The sequence below is a fragment of the Streptomyces boluensis genome (assembly GCF_009908195.1).
In the GTDB taxonomy this organism is placed as follows: Bacteria; Actinomycetota; Actinomycetes; order Streptomycetales; family Streptomycetaceae; genus Streptomyces; species Streptomyces boluensis.
This window is the reverse complement of the sequence record NZ_JAAAHS010000499.1, coordinates 1-4,844: the sequence shown is the minus strand read 5'-3', so window position 1 is coordinate 4,844 and position 4,844 is coordinate 1. Positions and strand designations below refer to the sequence as shown.

The window sequence follows — 4,844 nt, the reverse complement described above, 5'->3', positions numbered from 1 at the left end:
CGTCCGGCAGGTCCCCGTCCTCATACGCCTCGAAGACGCCGCGCGCGCCCAGGCGCCGGGCCAGTTCCGTGTGGTCGAAGCCGCGCCACACCCCCGGGGTCGCGAAGAACTCGGCCCGCGAGGCGCGCAGCGCGAAGCCGACCTCCTTGTCGCGGTAGAAGGGGATGATCGGGGACTGCGTCGCGCCGATACGGGCCAGGGCGGCGCTGAGCAGGACCGTTTCGATACGGGTCGGGAGCTGCCAGGCGACCACCGTGCCGGGGCGCACGCCCCGCTCGTACAGGCCGGCCGCGACCCGTTCCGCGCGGTCGCGCAGGGCGCCGAAGGTGAGGGTGCGGTCGTCGGCCGGGTCGGCCTCGGCCTGGATCAGGACCGGACGGTCGGGGGTGAGGCGGGCCCTGCGGTCGATCAGTTCCCAGAGGGTGGGGGAGTCGCCCAGCTCCCGCGCTCCCTGTGCGCCCAGAGCCCCCAACTCCCGCGCTCCTCGGGCCCCCTGGGCACCCAGCTCCCGTGGCCCCCGCGCGCCCGGATCCCCTGCCTCCCGTGCGTCCACTTCCCGCGCGTCCACTTCCCGTGCGCTGTCGCTCATCCGCGAAGCCTCCTCGGCCTGCCCAGTGGAGCCAATGGAACTGACGGGTTGTCAGATTGCCGCAGAGCGTAGGCGTCACCGCCTTGTCGGTCCAGAGGTCCGGGGGCTAGCCTCTATCTGACGATCCATCAGATATGCAGTCGGGTATGCCGTCGGGTCGCCGTCGGGTATGCCGGCACAGGTGAGGGGACCCCCATGGAACTGCCTCGGATCATCAGCGTCGACGACCACGTCATCGAGCCCGCGCACCTCTTCGAGACCTGGCTGCCGAAGAAGTACCGGGACCGCGGGCCCAAGCCGCTGACCGCCGGGATCGGGGAGCTTGAGTACACCGGCGGCAAGTACGTGATCACCATGGACCCGGACGGTCCGCCCACCGACTGGTGGATCTACGAGGACCTCAAGTTCCCGTACAAGCGGAACATCGCCGCCGTGGGCTTCGACCGGGACGACATGACCCTGGAGGGCATCACACGGGCCGAGATGCGGCGGGGCTGCTGGGACCCGGCGGCGCGGCTCAAGGACATGGACCTCAACCATGTCGAGGCCAGCCTCTGCTTCCCGACCTTCCCCCGTTTCTGCGGGCAGACCTTCGCCGAGGCGCACGACAAGGAAGTGGCTCTCGCCTGCGTACGCGCGTACAACGACTGGATGGTCGAGGAGTGGTGCGGGGACAGCGGGGGCCGGCTCATCCCGCTCTGCATCATCCCGCTGTGGGACATCGACCTGGCCGTCGCGGAGATCAAGCGGAATGCCGCGCGGGGGGTGCGGGCGGTCACGTTCAGCGAGATCCCGACGTACCTCGGACTGCCGTCGATCCACTCCGGCTACTGGGACCCGTTCTTCGCGATCTGCCAGGAGACCGGGACCGTCGTCAACATGCACATCGGGTCCTCCTCGCAGATGCCGGCCGCCTCGCCGGACGCGCCGCCCGCCGTGCAGGCCTCGCTGTCCTTCAACAACGCGATGGCGTCGATGATGGACTTCCTCTTCAGCGGCGTGCTCGTGAAGTTCCCGCAGCTCAAACTCGCGTACAGCGAAGGGCAGATGGGCTGGATCCCGTACGCCCTGGAGCGCGCCGACGACGTGTGGGAGGAGCACCGCGCCTGGGGCGGGGTCCGCGATCTCATCCCCGAGCCGCCGTCCACGTACTACTACCGGCAGATGTTCTGCTGCTTCTTCCGCGACAAGCACGGCGTCGCGTCCCTCGACGTCGTCGGCCGGGACAACGCCACCTTCGAGACCGACTACCCGCACGTCGACTCGACCTTCCCGCACACCAAGGAAGTCGCCCTCGATCACGTCAAGGGACTCGACGACGAGACGGTCTACAAGCTGATGCGGGGCAACGCCATCCGCATGCTCGGCCTGGACCTCGACAAGTAGCCCCCATGGATCTGGCCTACAGCGAAGAAGAGGAAGCGTTCCGGGCCGAGCTGCGCGAGTGGCTCGCCGTCACCCTGCCGCAGCTGCCGCCCCGCCCCGACCCGGCCGACTGGCCCGGCCGCCGCGCCTACGACCTGGGCTGGCAGCGCCGCCTCTACGACGCCGGGTACGCGGGCCTGCACTGGCCCGTCGACGCGGGCGGCCGGGGCGCCACCCCCACTCAGCACCTCATCTACCTGGAGGAGACCGAGCGGGCCGGGGCCCCGTACGTCGGCGCGAACTTCGTGGGCCTGCTGCACGCCGGGCCCACCATCGCCGCCGAGGGCACCGCCGAACAGCGGGCCCGCTGGCTGCCGCCCGTGCTGCGCGGCGACGAGGTGTGGTGCCAGGGCTTCAGCGAACCGGACGCGGGCTCCGACCTCGCATCGCTGCGCACCCGGGCCGTACGCGACGGCGACCACTACGTCGTCAGCGGCTCGAAGATCTGGACCTCGCACGCCGAGGTCGCCGACTGGTGCGAACTCCTCGTACGCACCGAACCCATCAGCGCGGACGTCCCCAAGCACCGGGGCATCAGCTGGCTCGCCATGCCGATGGACGCGCCCGGCGTCACCGTACGGCCGCTGCGCACCCTCGCCGGGTCCACCGAGTTCGCCGAGATGTTCCTCGACGAGGTGCGCATCCCCGTCGGCAACCGGGTCGGCGAGGAGAACGACGGCTGGCGCGTCACCATGGTCACCCTCTCCTTCGAACGCGGCACCGCCTTCGTCGGCGAGGTCGTCGCCTGCCGCCGCACCCTCACCGCGCTCGCCGCCGAGGCCCGCAAGAACGGCCGCTGGGACGACCCGGTACTCCGCCGCCGCCTCGGCCGCCTGAACGCCGAGTTCAGCGCCCTGTGGCGGCTCACCCAGTGGAACGTCAGCGAGGCACAGCACACCGGCGGCGTCCCCGGCACCGGCGGCTCCGTCTTCAAGCTGCGCTACTCGCACGCACGGCAGGAGCTGTACGACACGGCCGCCGCGGTCCTCGGGCCCGACAGCCTCGACCTCGGCCGGGAGTGGAACCTCGACCGGCTCTCCTCCCTCTCGTACACGATCGCCGCCGGCACCTCGCAGATCCAGCAGAACATCGTCGCCGAGCGCATCCTCGGCCTCCCGAAGGGACGGTGAGGGCACCATCCATGGACTTCCAACCGACCGACGACCAGAGGGCGTTGCGGACCGGGGTGCGCGAACTGCTCGCCGGGCGCTTCGGACGCGACGCCTCACGGACCCTCGCGGACGCACCCGGAGGACCGGTGCTCGACCGGGGCCTGTGGCGCGAGCTCGGCGACGCCGGGTTCTTCTCGCTCCGGCTGCCCGAGCGTGACGGCGGCGTCGGCCTCGGCCTCCCCGAAGCCGTGATCGCCTTCGAGGAGGCGGGCCGCGCCCTGCTGCCCGGCCCGCTCGTCGCCACCCACCTCGCGGCCGGCGAGATCGACGGCGCCGCCACCGGCGACACCGTGGTCACCGCCGTCGACAGCGGCGGCCTCGTGACCTGGTACGACACCGCCGACGCCGTACGGGGCGACGCCACCGGCGCCGTACCGGTCCGCTCCGTCGACCCGCTCACGCCCCTGCACCGGGCACCCGCCGGACACAGCGGACCGCACGACCCGGTGGCCGTGCTGCTCACCGCCGCCGAACAGCTCGGCAGCGCCGCCCGCACCTGCGAACTCGCCGTCCAACACGCCCGCGACCGGCACCAGTTCGGGCAACCCGTCGGCGCCTTCCAGGCCGTCAAGCACCTCTGCGCCCAGATGCTGGTCCGCACCGAGCTGGCCCGCGCCGCCGTGTACGCCGCCGCGGTCACCGGGGACCCCCTTGAGATCTCGGGCGCCGCGCTGCTCGCCGACGACGCGGCGGTACGGGGGGCGCGGGACTGCCTCCAGGTGCACGGCGGGATGGGCTTCACCTGGGAGGCCGACGTACATCTGCACCTCAAGCGGGCCTGGCTGCGCGCCGAGCTGGGGCCTTCGGCGGCGACCCTGGAGGAGGAGCTGGCGGCGGCGCTGTGAGGTGAGCCTGCGGGTCGGCCGTGTCCGGGTCCGGGTCCGGGTCCGGGTCAGGGGCCGGGTCGGGGTGCTGGTCAGGGGTGCCAAAGGTGATCGTCCGGCTGTCATCCCCGGCCCGGAATGCAGCACAGAGTGACTGCGGGGCGTCGATATCGGCTTGTGTCCTAGGCGTGACTCGTCACGGCACGGAGTCGGGCCCCTGCTCCGGTACGCTCCGTGGGATGCGAGTGGTTCTGATGGCGAGCCATACCGGTGGGGTCCCCGTGACACCTCCGGGCCCGGCGATGCCCGGCCCTCGCAGGGCCCGGCGGTGTGAAACACCCCCGAGTTCGACTCCCCGCGGCGCGCGTCGCACAGTATGGCGCACGCGTACTCCTTCGCGCTGGAATATGCCCGAAGCGCTTGTTGGGGTGACTGTACGTCAACCATGCTGTCCCGTACGGGGATCACGTTCCGTGACCCCGACGAGACACGAGGCGATGTGTCCGCCGGTTCGGATGGTGTGAGCGGTGCAGGTGCTTCAAGTTCAGACGGAGGTCCGCCCCGACCCCGCGGAGGTGGGGCGGGCCCGTAGGTGGGCCAGGTCGCGGCTCGCGGGTTCCGGTATAGAGGTCGACGAGTCGCTGGCCGAGACGCTGGTTCTGCTGATCTCGGAGCTGGTCACCAACGCGGTCGTGCACACCGGGTGTCCGGCCGTGCTCCGTATGTTGCTGCCGGGTGTCCCGGAGTCCTGTCCGGGCACCGTGCGCGTGGAGGTCACCGACAACAGCGCCCGCCCGCCCCGGCCCCGGCAGGCCGAGGGCGACGACACCAACG

The 4,844-nt window shown here is 71.4% G+C and carries 5 protein-coding genes; 4 read left to right on the top strand and 1 reads right to left on the bottom strand.

The window, feature by feature from the left end:
- Positions 1-589, bottom strand: a 589-nt coding sequence (locus GUY60_RS34610) for an AMP-binding protein (RefSeq protein ID WP_161705176.1), incomplete at its 3' end; no start/stop codon positions are given.
- Between the two features lie 195 nt (positions 590-784).
- On the opposite strand from GUY60_RS34610, the gene GUY60_RS34605 reads away from it, so the two are divergent.
- From GUY60_RS34605 to GUY60_RS34590, 4 genes are all read left to right on the top strand, one after another.
- Entirely contained in the window at positions 785-1,975 is a 1,191-nt protein-coding gene (locus GUY60_RS34605; protein ID WP_161705174.1) for an amidohydrolase family protein, read from the top strand.
- 5 nt (positions 1,976-1,980) lie between these two features.
- Complete coding sequence (locus GUY60_RS34600; protein WP_161705172.1) at positions 1,981-3,144, top strand: acyl-CoA dehydrogenase; 1,164 nt, start codon at positions 1,981-1,983, stop codon at positions 3,142-3,144.
- An 11-nt stretch (positions 3,145-3,155) separates the two neighbouring features.
- The gene (locus tag GUY60_RS34595) at positions 3,156-4,031 is read left to right on the top strand and encodes an acyl-CoA dehydrogenase family protein (protein ID WP_161705170.1); all 876 of its coding nucleotides are present in this window, start codon (positions 3,156-3,158) and stop codon (positions 4,029-4,031) included.
- Between the two features lie 506 nt (positions 4,032-4,537).
- Positions 4,538-4,844: ATP-binding protein (locus tag GUY60_RS34590; protein WP_187370198.1), on the top strand; the 307-nt coding region annotated here is incomplete at its 3' end.